General features: G+C 50.2%; 18 protein-coding genes. 9 read left to right on the plus strand and 9 right to left on the minus strand.

What is annotated here, in order from left to right; genetic code table 11:
* Positions 1–453 precede the first annotated feature (453 nt).
* Positions 454–1,593 carry a zinc-dependent alcohol dehydrogenase gene (locus tag CRG97_RS24095; RefSeq protein WP_098748247.1) on the plus strand — a complete coding sequence of 380 codons (1,140 nt, stop codon included), beginning with the start codon at positions 454–456 and terminating at the stop codon, positions 1,591–1,593.
* A 207-nt stretch (positions 1,594–1,800) separates the two neighbouring features.
* Here CRG97_RS24095 and CRG97_RS24100 read toward each other — a convergent pair whose 3' ends face one another.
* Both CRG97_RS24100 and CRG97_RS24105 read right to left on the minus strand, forming a co-directional pair.
* Positions 1,801–2,172, minus strand: coding sequence for a hypothetical protein (locus tag CRG97_RS24100; protein WP_098748248.1), 372 nt, complete (start codon positions 2,170–2,172; stop codon positions 1,801–1,803).
* A 90-nt stretch (positions 2,173–2,262) separates the two neighbouring features.
* A complete protein-coding gene (locus CRG97_RS24105) occupies positions 2,263–3,183 on the minus strand; it encodes an aminoglycoside phosphotransferase family protein (protein ID WP_098748249.1) in 921 nt (306 codons plus the stop codon).
* Between the two features lie 212 nt (positions 3,184–3,395).
* Between CRG97_RS24105 and CRG97_RS24110 the strand changes: the two genes are divergently transcribed.
* From CRG97_RS24110 to CRG97_RS24120, 3 genes are all read left to right on the plus strand, one after another.
* On the plus strand, positions 3,396–3,893 hold the full coding sequence (locus CRG97_RS24110) for a DinB family protein (RefSeq protein ID WP_098748250.1): 498 nt from the start codon (positions 3,396–3,398) through the stop codon (positions 3,891–3,893).
* A gap of 64 nt (positions 3,894–3,957) precedes the next feature.
* The gene (locus CRG97_RS24115) at positions 3,958–4,950 is read left to right on the plus strand and encodes a helix-turn-helix transcriptional regulator (protein WP_098748251.1); all 993 of its coding nucleotides are present in this window, start codon (positions 3,958–3,960) and stop codon (positions 4,948–4,950) included.
* A gap of 5 nt (positions 4,951–4,955) precedes the next feature.
* Positions 4,956–5,258: a putative quinol monooxygenase gene (locus CRG97_RS24120; protein ID WP_098748252.1), complete on the plus strand. Its 303-nt coding sequence runs from the start codon at positions 4,956–4,958 to the stop codon at positions 5,256–5,258.
* Positions 5,259–5,323: 65 nt separating this feature from the next.
* Here the strand turns inward: CRG97_RS24120 and CRG97_RS24125 are convergent, their stop codons facing one another.
* A complete protein-coding gene (locus tag CRG97_RS24125) occupies positions 5,324–6,154 on the minus strand; it encodes an AraC family transcriptional regulator (protein WP_237566568.1) in 831 nt (276 codons plus the stop codon).
* 116 nt (positions 6,155–6,270) lie between these two features.
* On the opposite strand from CRG97_RS24125, the gene CRG97_RS24130 reads away from it, so the two are divergent.
* The 3 genes from CRG97_RS24130 (at position 6,271) to CRG97_RS24140 (ending at position 9,524) form a co-directional block, all read left to right on the plus strand.
* Complete coding sequence (locus tag CRG97_RS24130; protein ID WP_098748253.1) at positions 6,271–7,620, plus strand: alpha-L-fucosidase; 1,350 nt, start codon at positions 6,271–6,273, stop codon at positions 7,618–7,620.
* A gap of 231 nt (positions 7,621–7,851) precedes the next feature.
* Entirely contained in the window at positions 7,852–8,736 is an 885-nt protein-coding gene (locus CRG97_RS24135; RefSeq protein WP_098748254.1) for an ATP-binding cassette domain-containing protein, read from the plus strand.
* Positions 8,733–9,524, plus strand: coding sequence for an ABC transporter permease (locus CRG97_RS24140; protein WP_098748255.1), 792 nt, complete (start codon positions 8,733–8,735; stop codon positions 9,522–9,524). Before CRG97_RS24135 ends, CRG97_RS24140 begins: the two co-directional genes overlap by 4 nt.
* Before the next feature lie 168 nt (positions 9,525–9,692).
* On the opposite strand, the gene CRG97_RS24145 is transcribed toward CRG97_RS24140, so the two are convergent.
* The 5 genes from CRG97_RS24145 to CRG97_RS24165 form a co-directional block, all read right to left on the minus strand.
* The gene (locus tag CRG97_RS24145) at positions 9,693–10,490 is read right to left on the minus strand and encodes a TetR/AcrR family transcriptional regulator (protein ID WP_098748256.1); all 798 of its coding nucleotides are present in this window, start codon (positions 10,488–10,490) and stop codon (positions 9,693–9,695) included.
* Between the two features lie 144 nt (positions 10,491–10,634).
* Positions 10,635–10,994 carry a VOC family protein gene (locus tag CRG97_RS24150; protein WP_098748257.1) on the minus strand — a complete coding sequence of 120 codons (360 nt, stop codon included), beginning with the start codon at positions 10,992–10,994 and terminating at the stop codon, positions 10,635–10,637.
* A 148-nt stretch (positions 10,995–11,142) separates the two neighbouring features.
* The gene (locus CRG97_RS24155; RefSeq protein WP_098748258.1) at positions 11,143–11,976 is read right to left on the minus strand and encodes a carbohydrate ABC transporter permease; all 834 of its coding nucleotides are present in this window, start codon (positions 11,974–11,976) and stop codon (positions 11,143–11,145) included.
* A 16-nt stretch (positions 11,977–11,992) separates the two neighbouring features.
* Positions 11,993–12,883 (minus strand): carbohydrate ABC transporter permease, encoded by an 891-nt coding sequence (locus tag CRG97_RS24160; protein ID WP_098748259.1) that lies wholly within the window; start codon positions 12,881–12,883, stop codon positions 11,993–11,995.
* A gap of 99 nt (positions 12,884–12,982) precedes the next feature.
* Positions 12,983–14,383 carry an ABC transporter substrate-binding protein gene (locus CRG97_RS24165; RefSeq protein ID WP_098748260.1) on the minus strand — a complete coding sequence of 467 codons (1,401 nt, stop codon included), beginning with the start codon at positions 14,381–14,383 and terminating at the stop codon, positions 12,983–12,985.
* Positions 14,384–14,725: 342 nt separating this feature from the next.
* On the opposite strand from CRG97_RS24165, the gene CRG97_RS24170 reads away from it, so the two are divergent.
* A complete protein-coding gene (locus CRG97_RS24170) occupies positions 14,726–15,211 on the plus strand; it encodes an anthrone oxygenase family protein (RefSeq protein WP_098748261.1) in 486 nt (161 codons plus the stop codon).
* Between the two features lie 24 nt (positions 15,212–15,235).
* On the opposite strand, the gene CRG97_RS24175 is transcribed toward CRG97_RS24170, so the two are convergent.
* Positions 15,236–15,859, minus strand: coding sequence for a phospholipase D-like domain-containing protein (locus CRG97_RS24175; RefSeq protein ID WP_098748262.1), 624 nt, complete (start codon positions 15,857–15,859; stop codon positions 15,236–15,238).
* Between the two features lie 273 nt (positions 15,860–16,132).
* Here CRG97_RS24175 and CRG97_RS24180 point away from each other — a divergent pair, with 273 nt between their 5' ends.
* Positions 16,133–16,819, plus strand: coding sequence for a G1 family glutamic endopeptidase (locus tag CRG97_RS24180; protein ID WP_098748263.1), 687 nt, complete (start codon positions 16,133–16,135; stop codon positions 16,817–16,819).
* The last annotated feature ends 88 nt before the right edge of the window (positions 16,820–16,907 follow it).

Below are 16,907 nucleotides of genomic sequence, written 5' to 3' on the forward strand. Positions count from 1 at the left end.
CTCGTTTGTCTTAGTAGGTTTATTATTACTACAAGTTTAAGAGGTGTCCACTTTTTATTCTAGGTGCACCAAGTCCGTTATTTAACCTTCTCGCTACGAAAAGACGGACTTTTTATGCAAATAACGTACCTCATGTCCTCTAGAATCTCAGTTTAGCTCTTTTCGGATCAAATAACGTATCCTGTGTCCGGTAGAATCCGAAAGTATCCACTTATCGAACCAGCAGTTATCACCGTCCTATGTCCGGTAAGCCCGAAAGTATACATTTAACACGCTTGCCATCGGGCCCGGGTAACACCGTGATTTTACTATGTTTAGCATTGGCTGTTCTTCAAACAAACTATGTTTTTGCGCGTAGCAGCGCATATGCATAAATAGCGATGGGGATGTTAATAAAAGTGCATATCGGGTATTAAAAAGAGAACATATGTACATCGCATGAGGAGGGAACATATGAGAGCAGTCACATTTCAAGGCGCAAAAGACATTCAGGTCAAAGACGTGCAGGATCCATCCATTCAGACCCAGGATGATATTATTGTCCGTATCACCTCTACTGCCATTTGCGGTTCCGATCTTCATATATACCTCGGGACTATGCCCACGACTAAAGATTTCGTGATCGGCCATGAGCCCATGGGGATCGTAGAAGAGATCGGTGCTAACGTAACCCGCGTAAAAAAAGGCGACCGCGTCGTTCTTCCGTTCAATGTTTCTTGCGGCCACTGCTACTATTGCAATCATGATATGGAGAGTCAATGCGACAATTCCAATGGCAACCCGGATGTCCATGCCGGAGGGTACTTGGGTTACACCGAACGCTACGGCAACTACCCTGGCGGGCAGGCTGAATATCTGCGCGTGCCGTACGGGAACTTTATGCCGTTTGTCATCCCCGAATCTTGCGAACTGGAGGATGAGGCGCTTCTCTTCTTGTCTGACGTTCTGCCTACTGCCTATTGGAGCGTGGAAAATGCCGGCGTTAAGCCAGGTGATACCGTGACGGTGCTCGGCTGTGGACCGGTCGGTCTGATGACCCAGAAATTCGCCTGGATGAAGGGGGCTAAACGGGTAATCGCCGTGGACCGCCTTCCCTACCGGCTGCAAAAAGCAAAGCAGATGAACAACGTTGAGATCTACAATTTTGAAGACTATGATGATATGGGCGCGTACATCCGCGAGATCACCAAGGGCGGCACGGATATTGTGATCGACTGCGTTGGTATGGACGGGAAGAAGTCAACCATGGAAGCCATCGGTCAAAAGCTGAAGCTCCAAGGCGGAACGTTAAGCGCAATGGATATTGCCTTCGATGCCGTTCGCAAATTCGGCACCGTTCACCTTACCGGCGTGTACGGTTCATTGTACAACATGTTCCCGCTGGGCCATATTTTTGAACGAAACATTACCCTTACCATGGGACAAGCCCCTGTCATCCATTATATGCCGGAGCTGTTCAGGAAGATCACCGCCGGGGAATTCGATCCAACCGAGATTGTATCTCACCGGCTTCCACTGGAACAAGCAAGCGATGCCTATCGGATATTTAGCGATCATGAAGAAGACTGCACCAAAGTGGTTCTGAAGCCGTAGCGTAATTTCGCAGCGAAATAAATAAACCAAGCATTCCCTGTCACAATCTGGCTTGGATAGGAAGTGCTTGGTTTTTTATGTCCTGTTTTGATGGAGCTTAGTGCGTGAGCATAAATTTTGCCGGATGAGTGTTGGGCGTTTGGGACATGACCTCACGTCTTAAGGATGCGTGTCGTCGACGGCAAACACATACGCCGAGTCGAACGCCTATTTAATTGCTTTTGTTGCATTCACCCGGATGATCGTTCCGCACGGATCGGATATCCAGTAGCCTCGCGAGTTCTCGTAAACCTCCACCTCATCCCTGCGATCCACCTGATGTTCTCTCAAATATGAAGCGGCGGTCTCGGGATGATCCGTAGTGACCTCTAACCAGACATCCTGCTGAGCATAGTGAGTCATGCAATCCAGCCATAAATTGTTCGGGCCGTGCTGAAAGAGGTGTGAACCATCCTTGAAGCCCAAATAAGGCAGCCGCAAAACCTCTTTGTAAAAATGCACGGTTTCCTCATACTTGTACTTCGGAATTTTAAGGGCAATATTGTTTCCGCCGACAAACTGAATATCCGCTGATGACATGAGTACAAACCTCCTTTTGGGATTTGATGTCATTGTATCATGCAGCATCACCGAAAAATTCTTCTGGATTGCTATCCTAGCAGCGTTGGTTTAAGACGACCTAAGCATCGGTTTATACCAGTTGGGCATATGCGTCTGGAACCCCTCATACCAGTTCAGCACCTCTTGAGCCTGATTCACCATAACCTCCACTTCCTGCTCTCCGAATGGAATCGCCCAATGAATTGAGGAAATCTGATTGCTCGCGATATAAAGTGCCATTAATCTGAAAAATGAATCCGGTACCTCACGTCCTTGAAAATATCCGTGAATACGACCGGAAGCGAACCACGGGCTAATCGCGGCATCCCACGTAATCCGATTAAACTCCTCCCAAGGGTCACCGTAATCCGCCCGGTTGAAATCGATGATGCCCAGCTCGCCTTCAGGAGTAACCACCATATTGCCGACATGATAATCCCCATGCTGAAAAGAACGGGGCCGCTCATCAAGCAAATACCGATGCTCCTCCATAAAACGAATAATGTTCTCAGCACCTGCGAGCTGGATGCCACAGTTCTTATAATATTTGATGTACCTATCCATTTTGGAATTATAATAATCCGCCCATGTGTCAAAGCCGCTTTCAGCCGGAATGCGATGCATTTCGCTCAAATATTGCCCTGCCTGAACGCCAAGCCGGTACTGCTCCTCAGAATCCAGCAAAGGAATCGCATCCCTTGCATCTTCTCCCGGAACCCATGTGAACAGGGAAAATACTTGCCTGCCATCATGGCATACGCCAAAATCAATTGGGCGGGACATTCGCATTTCGATAGGATCCAGCTTTTTTACCGCTTCAAACTCCCACCGCTTTCGCTCATATTGAGAGATGTCGGATAATCGAAGGAGCCACTCCTGGCCTTCCGTATCCTGAACATAGTATTTACGATCTGCCGACCAGCCCTTGTCAACCGTTTGAACGGTCATCCATTTATCTGCCCCCGGGATTTCGCGAATCGCGTCCTGCATGCTGCACACCCCCTATATTCGATATCCTGCACGATCTTTAAATCTCATACATTATAAATGAAGAGGGTTCTATAGACCATGCAGATAATTTCCGGCTAAACACTGGAATAAATAAATTCTTCTTCTCTCCATAATCACTGACCGTAACTGTCAGGAATACTGTTATATACTCGTTTTGCAGCACACATCCTAAACCAAAGCGAGGGTTACACATGAACATGAGCTTAGAGGATTTTACGACAGAATGGTTAAAAGAGGCACGGATTACGGAACAAGTCATGGACGCATTAACCGACGATTCGCTCAAAACCGCCATGACGGAACAGCATCGCACGCTCGGTCAGCTGGCTTGGCATTTGGTGATGTCGATTCAGTACATGACCATGCTCGGTTTGCAATTTGAGGCCCCATCTCGCGAGCAGGAAATCCCGGGTTCTGCCGCCGAGATTCAGGACAGTTACCACCGGATCCGGCATGCCTTTCTGGATGCCGTGAAGTCGCAGTGGAGCGAGGAGGATCTTCGCGCTACCCGTGAATTCGACGGAGAGCCTTGGCCAAATGCGGCATTCCTGCATTTTACCCTGGTTCATCAAGCCCATCACCGCGGACAGATGACGGTGCTGATGAGACAAGCCGGCCTGCGGATTCCCGAGCTCTACGGTCCGACTTACGATTCCTGGATCGACAAGGGAATGGACCCGCTCGTGTAGAAAAGATACAATCTACTTAAAAGCAAACATTCGGGATCATCCCATCTGGAAGGAGCGCATCTAGATGTCCAAAGCGGATAATATGCTGTCGATCCTGTGGATGCTCCGCTCGGGCAAGAAGATGACCGCACAGCAAATCGCCGATGAACTGGAAATCCATGTTCGAACGGTGTACCGCTGCATCGATTCGTTATGCGCCAGCGGCGCTCCCATCATCGCTGATTCCGGCCCGAACGGCGGCTTTCGGATCCTCGGGCAGTTTGCGGAATCCCCGCTGATGTTTGATGCAGAAGAGCAGAAGGCATTGGTGCATGCTTCGATCTTTGCCAAAGAAAGCGGCTATCCGTTTACAGACGCGCTGCAGCGGGCGATCGACAAGCTGAAGCTTTATACGAACGAAGAGCAGCTTTCTCAGATCGAACGGCACAGCGGCGGCGTCTCGGTTTTGCAGCCTCCTGTCCATAAGGGGCTGCGGCCGCTGCTTCAGACGCTTGAAAGTGCCGCGGCGCACGGGCAAACCCTGAAAATGACGTATTCGAAGGGCAGGGAAGGCGCCAGCATTACCCGAAACTTCGACCCCTACGGTATCATCCACTGGAAGGGTCAATGGTATGCCGCCGGCTTCTGCCATCTGCGTCAAGAGATTCGCAATTTCCGCGTGGATCGGATCATTGGGCTGGAGCCGACAGAACATGTATTTGAACGGCCCGCTGATTTTTCGGCCAAGGATGTACTGCTTGGCAGTCTGCTGCCCGATCAAGGCAGCCATGAACCGCTGGTCCATGTCGTCATCCAAGGCCACGAGCATGTTCTCAATGAATTAAGTCAGCATTGGTTGTTTGGACATACGCTTGTGAAACGCTGTGATGGAGAAGCTCATTTCCGACTGGATACGTCTTCGCTGACGTCCTATGTTCCCTATTTTCTTCTCCCTTATGGCAAATCTTTAACCATTCTGGAGCCCGCTTCTCTTGTTCTGAAACTATCAGAAATCACGACAAGCATGGCGCTCCATTACGAACGCATGTTAAGCGACATGACAAAAAAGGAAGGGTGAACCCGATGGAGAAATTCGCGATGTACGGAAAGTTGATCGCCCATCCCGGCAAACGGGATGAACTTGCGGAGATCCTGCTCGAAGCAGCAGCGATGCTTCGCGCTAACAAAGACTGTGAACTCTATATCGTCAACGTTTCGGACAGCGATCCGAATGCCGTATGGGTCACGGAGTTGTGGAGCAGCCAAGACGCGCATGCCGCTTCATTGCAGGGAGCCGATACGTCCGAGCTGCTGCAGCGCGGACGGCAGCTGATCGCCGGCGCGGAGCCGCTCAGGCTTAAGCCGCTTGGAGGTAAAGGTTTTTAGGTAAACCTGATCAGAAGAATAGAGGCTGTCCCCGAATCGAAATTCAGGGACAGCCTCTTTTTTTGCTATATATTGTTCCGGTATTCCGAGGGGCTGTAACCAACCTCTTTACGAAACGTCTTCGAGAAATAGTTCGCCGATTCAAAGCCAGTTGCGTCCGCAATTTCTTTGATGCTCAGAGGGGTCGTTCTCAGCATGAGTTTGGCCTGCTCCATTCGTTTGAGGCTTAAATATTTCTGCGGCGTGATCCCAAAATGCCGTTTAAAGTACTTAATAAAATAATTCGGATGCAAATGCAGCGTCCCCGCCATCTGCTCCAGCGTAATCTCCTCATGCAGGTGATTCTTAATGTACTGCTGCACTTTGTGGAGCCTGCCCATATCTTCCATTTTGTCCGTATGAATCTGCGGGTGCTGGTGCTCGAACACTCGGGACAGGATGTCCAGCATCACCGACTTTTCCTTTAACCGCGCGGCGATGGTGCCGGTACGATGCGCATCCACCAGCTGCTGGAATAATGACGGAATCTCCGCATTCTCCGACAAATCATAGCAATAAGGAACGTTCAGCCAGGAAAACACATCGGAATCGCCTACGGTCGCCGAGAAGTGCGACCAGTATTTAAGATAGGGACGGCCGCTGATGACAGAGTAGGATTGCCTGGTCCGTGCCGGCATCAGAACCAATTGCCCCGGGACAGGATATAACTCCTCATCACCGATCTTCACCCATCCTTCCCCATCCAGGATAAAATAGAGCTTGTTGTAAGACACGGTGTAGTCGAATTCCTTCCACTCCGGCCAGCACTGCGTTCTTTCGGCCTCCCAGATCTGAACCTGCATATTCAGGAGCATCTGCTGAATGGCTTCATGTTCATTTCGTTCATTCTTCATCATCGATTATCCTCTAAAGTTATTATTATACCCGTCAGAGTTAAGTAATTATCTATTCATACTAACACATTCTTGTTAAAATCAAACTCGACAATTCCAAGAATCGGAGGTTTGAATCCATGACAACGACTACCACTCCAACCAATCAAGTCATTCACGATCGAAACCAGCGTGTGCAATGGTTCCAGAACGACCGTTTCGGCATGTTCATCCACTGGGGGCTCTACTCCATTCCCGCCAGAGGCGAATGGCTCCGAAGCACGGAACAGATGAGCATCGAAGACTATCAGACCTATTTCGATGAATTTGATCCCGTTGACTATAATCCTCGGGAGTGGGCCAAAGCGGCCAAGAAAGCAGGCATGAAATATGCGGTGCTAACGGCCAAGCACCATGACGGATTCTGTTTGTTCGACAGCAAGCTGACGGAATATAAATCAACGAATACTAAAGCCGGCCGGGACCTCGTGCAGGAGTTTCTGGAAGCTTTCCGTGAAGAAGGTCTTAAAGTCGGCCTCTACTTCTCGCTGATCGATTGGTACCATGAGGACTATCCAGCGTATGGGGACCGCATTCACCCGATGCGCGCCAACGAAGCCTTCAAGCGCGATCCGAAAAACTTCGACCGATACTTGGATTATATGCACGGGCAGGTTCGGGAGCTGCTGACAGACTACGGCAAGCTGGATATTATGTGGTTTGACTTCTCCTATGGTAACATGCGCGGCGAAGTGTGGCGCGCCACCGAGCTGATGAAGATGATCCGCGAGCTGCAGCCGCACATTCTCATCGATAACCGGCTTGAAGGCAGCGGCGAGAGCGGAGGCAGCATCTATACTACCGATCCTTCCGTTTACAGCGGAGATTTCGCTTCGCCTGAGCAGATCATTCCGCCGCACGGCGTCGTGGATCAGACAGGTGCCCCGATCCCATGGGAAGCCTGCATCACGCTGAATAACAATTGGGGCTATGCAGCCGCCGACCGCAATTACAAATCGGCAACCACGATCATCCGCAAACTGGTGGAATGCGTTAGCAAGAACGGCAACATGCTGCTGAATGTCGGACCTGACGCGAGGGGTGTCATTCCTAAGGAGAGCCTCGACGTGCTCGAGGAAATCGGTGACTGGATGAGCAAGAACGGCGACAGTATCTATGGCTGTGCGGCCGCCGATTATCCGAAGCCGGATTGGGGTCGGTACACCCAAAAAGGCAATAAGCTGTACGCCCACGTCTTTGAGGAGTCCATCGGACCGATCAATCTCATCGGCATGGCCGACAAGGTGAAGAAAGCCCGTCTGCTCGCAGACGGATACGAATTGTTCCTCAGCCGCCCATGGAGCGCAGCGGAATTCACCGAAGACGCATTTGTGAATTTCGCGCGGCCTGAACATTTCACGTTTCCGCTCCCTGACAAACGCAATACCGTCATTGAATTGGAGCTTCATGACGAATCGGAGCGTTCATAACGACAAGCTGGCCCATACCTTGGCTTAAATTCTTTAAAAGAGCCTGACATGATGTTTTAATACATCATGTCAGGCTCTTTTTAGTGCCCTTTACACCCACCGTGATCCTTTGTATCAAGCAAATCCAAACTTAAAAAAATCATATTGCATATTAACTGTTTATACAATATACTAATTACAAATTAAACTGTTTATTATATATACAATTATATCCAAGGAGATGAACCTTACATGAGTAACTATGCTGTTGAGATTCGCCAACTGCGCAAAAGCTTTGGACATCAAACCGTCCTGGACGGGATCAACCTGAATGTGCCGGCAGGAAACGTGTTCGCCCTCCTCGGTCCCAACGGGGCCGGCAAAACAACCCTCATCGACATCCTCTCGACCTTGGTGACGCCCGATGCAGGCAGTGTGCGGATCAACGGGTATGATCTCAGCCAGGGCAAGCAGGATATCCAGAGGTCCATCAGTCTGACTGGCCAATTTGCCGCCGTCGACGAAGTATTGACCGCGGAAGAGAACCTGCGGATGATATGCAGGCTGTCCGGTCTATCCGCAGCGGAAGCACGCCTGCGAACCGCCGAACTGCTCGAACAATTCGATCTCGCAGCTGCTGCAGCCAAGCGCGTGAAGATGTATTCGGGCGGGATGAAGAGAAGGCTTGATCTTGCGATCAGTCTTGTTGTGCCGCGGCCCGTGCTGTTCCTGGATGAACCGACCACGGGACTGGATACACGCAGTCGCCGTACCCTGTGGAATATCATTCTGCAATTGAAGAGCCAGGGTATCACCATACTGCTGACCACACAGTATTTGGAGGAAGCGGATCAGCTCGCGGACCGGATCGCGGTCCTGGATGGCGGGCGAGTCGTTGCTGAGGGAAGTCCGGCCGAGCTGAAGACCCGTGTCGGAGGAGAAGTGCTGGAGCTCCGCGACGAACACGACGAGGTGATTCACAGGATTCCAACAAGCGGCAGCATCGGGGACGTCGCGCAGACGCTCCAAGCGTTCACTCGCCTGCTACCGAATGAGACGCGCGTAAGTCTTCATAGACCAAATATGGATGATGTATTCCTGTCGCTAACCGACAAGAAATTGGAGGAAATCGTATGATGAGAGGAACAGCTTCGAACACAAAAACAACGTCCTTTGCGGTCACCCAGAGCGTCTTTATCGGTCGCAGCTTACGTCACAGCATCCGGAACGCGGAGGCGATGATAACGGCAATGATGCTGCCGATCATGTTGATGCTGCTGTTCACCTATGTATTTGGCGGCGCCCTCGATCCCGGCGGACAGTATGTAGACTACGTGGTGCCGGGAATCATACTGCTATGCGCTGGCTTCGGATCATCCAGCACGGCCGTAGATGTCTCTCAAGATATGACCAATGGCATCATTGACCGTTTCCGCACCATGCCCATTCAAAGCATGAGTGTCATTACAGGACATGTGGTAGCCAGCCTTGCCCGAAACATGCTGGCGACAGGTGTTGTCATCGCAGTGGCTCTGCTCGTTGGATTCAGGCCTTCAGCCGGTCTTCTGGATTGGGTTCTCGCCATCGGTTTGATCGCACTCTTCATCTTTGCCTTCACCTGGCTCTATGCCGCCATCGGCCTCGTTGCAGGCAGTCCGGCAGCGGCCAGCAGCTATGGATTCGCTCTGCTCTTCCTCCCCTACCTCTCCAGTGCCTTCGTTCCTACCGAGACGATGCCGATATGGCTGCAGGGGATCGCAAGTAACCAACCGATCACGCCGGTCATCGAGTCCATTCGCGGGTTGCTGACGGGAGGTTCTATCCAAGATCACATCGGCTGGGCAATTGGATGGTGTCTGTTCATCCTTGTCGGGTCCATGGTATGGAGCATGTGGACGTTTAAGAGAAAAGCCGGACGACGCTAAATATGCATACGCTTGATAAAACGCCCGCTTTGGGCCAAATCAACCAGCAAAAAACCGATCCTCATGCGAGGATCGGTTTTTTGCTCAGCTGCGGCACTCTCTTATCGCTCTTTCTTACTGCACTTTCTTATCAACCCCGACCTGTAACTGTAACCTTGACCAGGATCATTACTTGTCCGACTGTCCGGTTTGTGTCTTGGACTGAAGGTAATGATCAATACCGTCCAGAATGCGTTCCAACCCAAAATCAATGTCGTTGCCGATAGAGTTCTCTTCCTGATTCTCTTCCGTATAGACCCCCGACATCACAACTGGATGCAGGAACGGAAACCGATCCGGCTTCACAAGCTGTTTCAGCGCGGCCGTGTAATCGAGTCCGTTAAATTGTTCTGGGGTGGATCCTGCCTGAAGAGCGCGGTCCATGTCCCGCTGCATCATGCCGCTTGATCTCGAATAATTGCTTAACAGGAGAATCAAAGACATCCGCTCATAGTCATTTAACGGCATGTCCTGCATGAAGCGCAGGCCCCAGTCGATAAATCGCAGATTGTTCGGCGTAAGGGGGATACCCGCAATCGGTATGTCGCCAAACCAGGGGTGGTCCCGGAATACCTGCATCGTCGATTTGACGTAGATTCGCATATTCTCCCGCCAGTCTGCCGAATCTTCAGGCGGAATCGGAATATCACACACGGCGTCCTGCATCAGGATCAACAGGTCATCCTTGCTGGAAATATATCGGTACAGGGACATGGCAGTAAACCCCAAAGCGGATGCGATCCGATTCATGGATACCGCTTGAAGCCCTTCCTTATCAGCGATGTCGATGGCCGTCTGCACGATCTGCGACAAGCTCATCTCCCGTTTCGGTCCCCGCTGCGGCGGCTTTACCAATCCCCAGCTCAGAGCCGCCCCTCCGGGCAGCTTGGATCCAATATCTGGATCCATACTCTCATCTTTTGACATGAACAGTGTATCCTTTCTGCATCCTAGCTTCTGATGTCGTCGATAATTGTTTATATTATAAACAGTATATCATATATGTTCATCCTTATGTACTGGGTAGCACATAAGCATCAGTGCAAGGATACCGACTTGACCAACGTACACTCAATCATGTGACAGATGCATCAAAATGTTGACCAGCTTCCCGAACGGATCGCGGACAAAAAAACGTCTTACTCCCCAAGGCTCATCAACGGGTCCATATTCAATGGAAAAGCCTGCCCGCCTCATCTCCTCCAGCACAGCCTCTATCTCATCCACTTCGATCGACAGATCCGGGACGGGCGTGCCGCTGCCTCCCTCGGAAGCAAAGCTGATCTGTATACTCATCCTCTCCTGCGAGCCATAAGTGACGATCCAGCCATGATCCATTAAGATATCCAGACCCAACACATCTTGATAAAACGTCTTCGCTGCGGCGACATCCTTCGTTGCGACATTCGCGACAATTCGTTTAACTCCCAACTTGTTCTCCTCCATTCATCATGCTAAAGATATCACTGCATCTACGTTATACACGCCATCATGTAAAATACATAACTGAAGTGTAACAAATATTCCCAGCGAAAAAAAGCTGTTAAGATTTACTCAACAGCTGATTCGTTAGCTCCCCCTATCCCTTCGTTCCACCCTGCAGCCCAAAGCCCTTGGACATAAACTGCTGGGATAGAATGTACATGATGATCGCCGGGATGGCATACAGCACCGAGAAGGCGGCCAGGCTGCCGTAGTCGACCATGCCATACTGACCGAAGAACTGATAGAGCTTCAAGGAAGCCGGGAACTTCTCGGGCGATTGCAGCAGGATATACGGAACGAAGAAATTGCCCCAGCTGCCCGAGAAGGTAAATATCGCGACCGTACAAATACCGGGAACCATTAGCGGTGCCACCACCTTGCGCATTCCCGTAAACACCGATGCGCCGTCCACCCAGGCGGCTTCCTCCAGATCGCTAGGCACGGAATCCATGAAATTCTTCATCATCCATATCCCGTACGGCATGGACGACGCGACATAGAACAAGATGACACCCAAAATATTGTCATACAGCTTCAACCCCAGGAACAGCTGGTACACAGGCACCATAACAGCCGTAATCGGGAGCGATGTCATAAACAGAATGGTCAGCATAAAGGGCTTCTTATATTTCATCTGATAACGGGATAGCGGGTACGCTGCAAGCAGCGCCAGAAGGACAACCAATACGGCTTGGCCAAGCGACATCACCAGACCAATCAGATAAGCGCGCTGGTTCTCGCTGCTGGTCATCACCTCTACATAGTTTGCGCCGGTAACCTTGCTGGGCATCTTCAGCGATTGCATCGCATTCGGATCGACGGAAGCTACAAGCACCCAGAGCAGCGGCAGCACAAAGCAAATGCCGATCCCCGTAAGAATAGCGTACGGCAGAATTCGATAGATTAATTTACGTTGTTTGGCATTCATATGATCTCACCTCTGGTTACTCTTTCATCGACTTGATATACAGCAGGCTTAACACAATCCCGATCAGCAGCAGCAGCAGCGAAATGGCGGTTCCATAGCCTAATTGATAGTTCACAAACGCCTGGTTGTACATGAAGATCGGCAGGGTCGTCGTAGAATTGCCCGGACCGCCCCCGGTCATCGCATAGATGAGTCCGAACACCCCAAGCGTCTGCAGCGTAACCAGCATCATGTTGGTTGTAATGGTGCTTTTAATGTATGGAATAATGATGCGCGTGAAGATTTTCCACTTGGAGGCTCCATCTACCACCGCCGCTTCCTCAATTTCGTTAGGCACATCATCCAGCGCGGCTTGAAATACCAGCATCGAGAAGGCCGTACCGTGCCAAATGTTCGCAAGAATGATCGTCAGCATCGGGACGGTAAACAGCCAGGTCACTTCCGAAAATCCAAAAAAAGTGATAATCGCATTCAGCGTGCCCTCATCCCCGAAGAAGCTGTACAAGCAAAGAGCGCATACAATCTCGGGCGTCACCCAACCCGCAAGCACAATCGTTCCAATCACTCGCCGAAAAGTCTTATTCCTCTGCTTCATCAGCAGGGCGATCAGAAATCCCAGCACCTGCTGCCCGATCACCGCCGAGCCGATGAGGAAAACCAAAGTGTTCCATATACTGATTCGAACCGTGGGGTCCTGGAACATCCGGGCATAGTTGTCAAGGCCGATAAACTTAAGCTCCCTCGCCGCTTCGCCAGTTAACGCCAGATTGGTGAAGGAATAGAAGAACGTTAACAGAATCGGATATATAAAAAACACGAGCATAATCGCGATTGAAGGAAGCAAAAAAAAGAGCCAGGTATACGTTTTTCTTCGTTTCGGGTAAACGTCCACGGACAGACTGCTCATGTGTCTTCTCCTTCCATGCAGATGATCTAAAAAACCGCTTGCCCAAGTCTCCGCGATGAATGGAGCGCTTGAGCAAGCTAATTTTGTGCGTATAGCTGCTTATTTCTCCAAGATATGATCCGCTCCGACAATGCGGGTGACGTCCTGCGCATATTTATTCATGGCATCCGCAGGCGATGTTCCCGTTGCCACGGACTCCACCATCGTCTGAATCTGTGTCGACACTTCCGGATACTTCTCCTGCGCCGGTCTGAACTCTGCATTCTCCAGGTATTCGGTCGCGATTTCGTTAAACGGCATTTTCGTATATTCCGGATCCTTGGCAACATCGGCACGTACCGTGATATTCCCTGAGGACATGACAAGCTTCTGCGTATTATCCTTGTTTAGCGCATATTTGATAAATTCCCAAGCCTCGTCTTTGTTCTTGGAGTTGCTTGGAATCGACAGCGCCCACCCTCCGGCTAGCGTAATCGACCCAGGGCCCTGCCCTTGGCTGGTCGGCATCGGCGCGAAGCCGAGCACATCTTGGTATTCAGGCCATGGCGCCGCGCCTGATTCCATATAGTTGCCCGTGATCCAGGATCCATCCAGCGAAATCGCCAGCTTGCCCTGCGGCAGGTATTCGCGGGAAGCCGTGTTGCCTGCCTGACCATTCAATACTTTGGAGAGCGGTGGTCCGAGTTTCTCTTTATTGACCGTCTCCACAAAAGTCAGCGCATCGAGAATACCCTGGCTTTTCGTAATCCATTTGCCGCTGGCATCGTCATACAGTCTTTCGCCTGTTCCGTAGAGCAGCATTTCATAGGTTTGCATGGAGGTTGCTTCGCCTGTAGCCTTGCCCATGTTCATCCAGATTGGTACAACGTCAGGTGCCTTCTCCTTGATCGTTCGTGCAGCGCTTAAGACCTCCTCCCAATTCTTAGGCTGCCAATCCTCCGGAAGACCCGCTTGTTTGAAAATGTCCTTGTTGTACCAGAGGCCCCTGGAATCCGTATTGTACAGTACGCCGTACACCTTGCCATCGCTGGCGGTGACCCCCTTCTTCATCGCTTCAATGAATGAACCGTTACCCCAGTCTTCCCATGCCGCCAATTTATCGTCAAGCGGTTCCAGATAGCCTGCGCTTGCATCAGAGTTCAGGATAAAGGTATCCTCTGTCACAATATCCGGCGCCGTATCTTTGGACTTGAGCGCCAAGGCCACCTTGGCAAAATAATCGCCTTCCGATGCCTGAATCGGTGTCGGCTTAATCTCTACGCTTTTGTCGGGGTAGCTAGCCGAAACTTCCTTGAGCCATTTATAGAACGCTCCGTTCTCGCCGATTCCGTCATCCCGAAACGTCACGGTAATGATTTTCTTGGCTGTCTCTCCATCCTTTCCCGGCTCTGGTTCACCGGTATCGGCTGGGGTTCCCTTACCTCCGGTACAACCGAATAACAAAGAAACGCTTAATAAAGCCGTCGTTACTAGCCAAAAACCCCTCTTGCCTGACTTCATACGAATCCCTCCTTTTGGCTGCAGCAATTTGATATATTATCCAAATTTTGTATACGCTTACGAGAGCGTATATATAACTCTATTTTGAAAATAGTGGGGATATTCTGAACTTTTTTTCGTGACAAATAGGCCGCTCTATATGAAAGCGACTTATAGCAGCCATTCCTTCTGCATTTTCTCATCATATAAATCTGAGTCTATTGATTGATATTAAGTTCCTGCCTATTTAGGTCTTTACTTTTGCTGGAAATCAAATTATATTTGTATGTACAAACAATTAAATGAACATGCAGGACTGGAACCATACCAGTAATAACCTATGACATTGGAGGTATACCATCCATGAGTGACCGCTTGATTTTTTTGTTGGCTTTATTCTCGGTAACAGGATCGGGACTCATAGCCGGGCTGTTCTTCGCTTTCTCGTCTTTTATAATGACAGCGCTAGCCCGGATTCCCAATGAACAGGGGATTCATGCCATGCAGTCCATCAATGCAACTATTCTCAATCCTTTGTTCGGCACATTGTTTACAGGTACTGCATTAACCAGTATCGTGCTTGCTGTCTTATCCATCATGCGCTGGGGGGAACCCGGCTCGTTGTACTTGCTTGCCGCCAGCCTGCTTTATTTAGCGGGATTCATCGTAACGATGGCGTTCAACGTCCCGCTAAACGACGCACTGGCCGCTGTTGACCCAGGAAGCGGTGCCGGATGCGAGGTATGGAATAACTACCTGAGACGCTGGGTGCCCTGGAATCATGTACGAACCATCACTTCTTTAGGGGCGATGATCCTGTTTGTTTTTGCCTTACGGCATCTCCCTTAAGACGGGATCACGGGAATGGGGCGGCTATAATCCATAATCCTTGAATGCCTCCCCATCGTTCCACATGTTATTAAATGCCGATTCAAAACTTGCGCCTGTCGCTTCATCCTGAATGATCACCGCAACATCGTCGTTCTCTTCCACGGCCGATTGAAGGTAATTGAATGAACCCACTTCTACCTTTGTTCCGTCGGCGATCATCATTTTCAGATGCATTTTGCCATTATGCGCATTCACCTTCACCGGTATCCCTGCGCTGCGGATGTTCTCCAATGCTTTAGCCTGCTTCCCTTTTTCTTCGGCGTGGGTGGCGTCGGTAATGAGTCGTACGTGCACGCCTCGTTTCGCTGCATCGATCACGGCATCAACGATCGGCTCGTAATTGATGCTGTAAATCGCGATATCGAGCGTGGACTGCGCTTCCTCGATAAGCCGTATCATCGCTTCCTCCGGATGATCCTCTTCTCGGGTGAAGTAGGTATCGACACGAGCTTGAGTTGTTCGTTTTTCGAAGCTTGCATTTTCGGTGGATTCATTCCCTTTTTCCCCATTCGATAACCCGTCCATATCCCCTTCGGTCGATGAGCAACCTGCAGCTACGGCGCTTATTGCAAGCAGGAGAATTAAGTATGTCATCCTTCTTCTCATATACAAGATCACCTCGTCTAGTTCATAGCATGGCGTTACCTCAAACCTGTACCTTCATCACATGCTGCTGTCTCCATCATAACAAAAACAGAAGTTTTTTCACGAATCTCCATCAATTGCGATTAACTCCTCCGCACTAGAAACTCTTAAAGCTGGATGTACCAGAAAATGAGATTTAAGAGCTGCATGTTCAAACTTTCTAACAGAAAACCCATACCAACTCTACCGATTCTTCATTAGATATACTATCAATCTAGTAAAGGCGGTGGAGATATGGGGATTCTCACGATAGATAAGTGGAATCACGCATGCCAACTTGACACTTCAGCCAAGCCGCGACGTAACATCGGATGGATTTCAAGCAATTGGAGCGGATACAGCATCACTGGAAAAAAAGGGACTTACAAACGGATTTCCGCCAAATGGAACGTACCGTTTGTTCGTCCAAGCCGTGCGGCGACCTATTCGTCTGCATGGATCGGAATAGACGGCTTCGGCAACAGCAATCTGATACAGACCGGAACGGGTCATGAATTCATAGACGGTAAGGCTTACTATTATGCATGGTGGGAGATTCTCCCCGCCTCGGCTACGATCATTCCGCTGCCGATTCAGCCGGGTGACCGGATGCATGCCAGCATCAGCAAGCGCAGCGGTTCTAACTGGTTAATCTGCCTTCGAAACGTATCACGAAATTGGATCTTTCGAACACTACAACGGTACAATGGTCCACAGACCTCGGCGGAATGGATCGTCGAAGCGCCGCAGGTCAATGGGGCACTTGCAACAATGGCACGATTATCCCCTGTCGCCTTCTCCTGCTGCCGCGTCAATGGGAAAAGTCCAAAACTCACAGCCGATGACGGAGGCATTATGCTTCAGAATTTAAGCGTTACTTCCATGCCTTCCAATCCGAACAGGGCAGGAGACCGGTTCGTTGTCAAAAGTGTTTCTCAATAGAGACTTGACCTTCAGGCAGCGTAAAGGATTATCCTCATGATGATACGGAGCATCTGTAAACCCCATAACCAACAACAGCCGCTGCACA

It is taken from the genome of Paenibacillus sp. EZ-K15 (assembly GCF_002573715.1).
Lineage (GTDB): Bacteria > Bacillota > Bacilli > Paenibacillales > Paenibacillaceae > Paenibacillus_AQ.

What these genes read in the sequence shown, in the direction of transcription:
- CRG97_RS24095 (WP_098748247.1), top strand. Translation starts at nt 454, where the DNA reads ATGAGAGCAGTCACATTTCAAGGCGCAAAAGACATTCAGGTCAAAGAC.
- CRG97_RS24100 (WP_098748248.1), bottom strand. Translation starts at nt 2,172, where the DNA reads ATGTCATCAGCGGATATTCAGTTTGTCGGCGGAAACAATATTGCCCTT.
- CRG97_RS24105 (WP_098748249.1), bottom strand. Translation starts at nt 3,183, where the DNA reads ATGCAGGACGCGATTCGCGAAATCCCGGGGGCAGATAAATGGATGACC.
- CRG97_RS24110 (WP_098748250.1), top strand. Translation starts at nt 3,396, where the DNA reads ATGAACATGAGCTTAGAGGATTTTACGACAGAATGGTTAAAAGAGGCA.
- CRG97_RS24115 (WP_098748251.1), top strand. Translation starts at nt 3,958, where the DNA reads ATGTCCAAAGCGGATAATATGCTGTCGATCCTGTGGATGCTCCGCTCG.
- CRG97_RS24120 (WP_098748252.1), top strand. Translation starts at nt 4,956, where the DNA reads ATGGAGAAATTCGCGATGTACGGAAAGTTGATCGCCCATCCCGGCAAA.
- CRG97_RS24125 (WP_237566568.1), bottom strand. Translation starts at nt 6,154, where the DNA reads ATGATGAAGAATGAACGAAATGAACATGAAGCCATTCAGCAGATGCTC.
- CRG97_RS24130 (WP_098748253.1), top strand. Translation starts at nt 6,271, where the DNA reads ATGACAACGACTACCACTCCAACCAATCAAGTCATTCACGATCGAAAC.
- CRG97_RS24135 (WP_098748254.1), top strand. Translation starts at nt 7,852, where the DNA reads ATGAGTAACTATGCTGTTGAGATTCGCCAACTGCGCAAAAGCTTTGGA.
- CRG97_RS24140 (WP_098748255.1), top strand. Translation starts at nt 8,733, where the DNA reads ATGATGAGAGGAACAGCTTCGAACACAAAAACAACGTCCTTTGCGGTC.
- CRG97_RS24145 (WP_098748256.1), bottom strand. Translation starts at nt 10,490, where the DNA reads ATGTCAAAAGATGAGAGTATGGATCCAGATATTGGATCCAAGCTGCCC.
- CRG97_RS24155 (WP_098748258.1), bottom strand. Translation starts at nt 11,976, where the DNA reads ATGAATGCCAAACAACGTAAATTAATCTATCGAATTCTGCCGTACGCT.
- CRG97_RS24160 (WP_098748259.1), bottom strand. Translation starts at nt 12,883, where the DNA reads ATGAGCAGTCTGTCCGTGGACGTTTACCCGAAACGAAGAAAAACGTAT.
- CRG97_RS24165 (WP_098748260.1), bottom strand. Translation starts at nt 14,383, where the DNA reads ATGAAGTCAGGCAAGAGGGGTTTTTGGCTAGTAACGACGGCTTTATTA.
- CRG97_RS24170 (WP_098748261.1), top strand. Translation starts at nt 14,726, where the DNA reads ATGAGTGACCGCTTGATTTTTTTGTTGGCTTTATTCTCGGTAACAGGA.
- CRG97_RS24175 (WP_098748262.1), bottom strand. Translation starts at nt 15,859, where the DNA reads ATGAGAAGAAGGATGACATACTTAATTCTCCTGCTTGCAATAAGCGCC.
- CRG97_RS24180 (WP_098748263.1), top strand. Translation starts at nt 16,133, where the DNA reads ATGGGGATTCTCACGATAGATAAGTGGAATCACGCATGCCAACTTGAC.